At 68.3% G+C, this 1,588-nt stretch carries 2 pseudogenes; both read left to right on the top strand.

From position 1 onward, the window contains the following. A pseudogene (locus K789_RS0104940) lies at nucleotides 1–199 on the top strand (site-2 protease family protein); the annotation flags it as partial. 253 nt (nucleotides 200–452) lie between these two features. Beyond that, a pseudogene (locus K789_RS0104935) lies at nucleotides 453–1,448 on the top strand (tRNA (adenine-N1)-methyltransferase); the annotation flags it as partial. Between the last annotated feature and the right edge of the window lie 140 nt (nucleotides 1,449–1,588).

The following is a 1,588-nucleotide window of genomic DNA, read 5'->3' as shown; positions in this document are numbered from 1 at the left end:
CGGGGCGGGCGCCTATGTGCCCGAGTGGTCCAAGGGACAGGAACTCATCCAGTACCTGGCCCAACTCGACGGCCTCGAATACGCCGTCGTGGACCGCGACGGAACCATCACCGGCCTGCTCCGGCAAGCCGCCGTCCTGGGCGCCCTCGCCGGCAAGGGCGCCGGTGCCGGCAAACGGATGTTCGGCCAAAGCCGGTAGAGTTACCTGCCGGTCGTGTATTTCCGGCCATGTCTTTCCCATCCGTGTCTTTCCCATCCGGGGCTTAACGCCCTGGGCACCGGCAGCCGGCCCGCCGGCAACATCCCCGGCAACACAGCTTTCCAGGAGCGAGGAACATCTTCATGAGCAGCGACACCGCCGCCAGCACCAGCCCGGACGACGCCGGAACAGCCGTCACCAACGCAGCCGTCAGTCACACCGCCCCGGCGAACGGCACGGCAGGNCTGCCGCTGCCCCCGTCGGCGCAGCGCGCCGCCGCGGACCCTTCCGCGAAGGCGAACGCGTGCAGCTCACCGACGAGCGCGGCCGGATGAACACGATCAGCCTCGAAGCCGGCGGCGCTTTCCACACGCACCGCGGCTTCCTGAACCACGACGAGATCATCGGCAAGCCGGACGGCTCCGTGGTGGTCAACAACGTCGGCCAGCAGTACCAGACACTGCGCCCCCTGCTCTCCGACTTCGTTCTCTCGATGCCCCGCGGCGCAGCCGTCGTCTACCCCAAGGACGCCGGCCAGATCGTCACCATGGCGGACATCTTCCCGGGCGCCCGCGTCGTCGAGGCCGGCGTCGGCTCCGGCGCCCTGTCCATCTCGCTGCTCCGCGCGGTGGGCGACAACGGCTACCTGCACTCCTTCGAGCGCCGGGAGGAATTCGCCGACATCGCCCGCGGCAACGTCGAGACGATCTTCGGCGGCCCGCACCCGGCCTGGCAGATCAGCATCGGCGATTTCCAGGAGGAAGTGGTCCGCACCGAGGAACCCGGCTCCGTGGACCGCGTGGTCCTGGACATGCTCGCGCCGTGGGAATGCCTTGACGCCGTGGCCACGGTCCTGGCGCCGGGCGGCGTGTGGATCAACTATGTCGCCACTGTGACGCAGCTGTCCCGGACCGCCGAGGCCATCCGCGCCGACGGCCGCTTCACCGAACCCGACGCCTGGGAATCCATGGTCCGCGGCTGGCACCTCGAGGGCCTCGCGGTGCGTCCGGACCACAGGATGGTCGCGCACACCGGCTTCCTGCTTGTCACCCGGCGGCTGGCCGACGGCGTCACGGGCATCTCCGTGAAGCGCCGTCCGTCCAAGACCGGCTTCAACGAAGAGGATGTCAACGCCTGGACGCCCGGTGCCGTGGGGGAGCGCGCTGTCTCGGACAAGAAGCTGCGCCGGGCCGCCCGGGACGCCATCGCCGGAACCAATGTCAAGGACGATCCGGACATTACGAAGTAGTCCGTATTTCGGAAGTCTTCAGCGTCACCCGGCTTCTTGGGGCTAATGTCTTAATAGAAGCGTAGGAAGGGGCTGATGCACGATGGAGACTCCGAACACTGATCCGGGCCTGACACCGGCAGAGGACGCGGCACCAGCCG

The organism is Arthrobacter sp. TB 26 (assembly GCF_000427315.1).
GTDB lineage: Bacteria > Actinomycetota > Actinomycetes > Actinomycetales > Micrococcaceae > Arthrobacter.
This window is presented reverse-complemented; position numbering and strand designations above follow the sequence as displayed.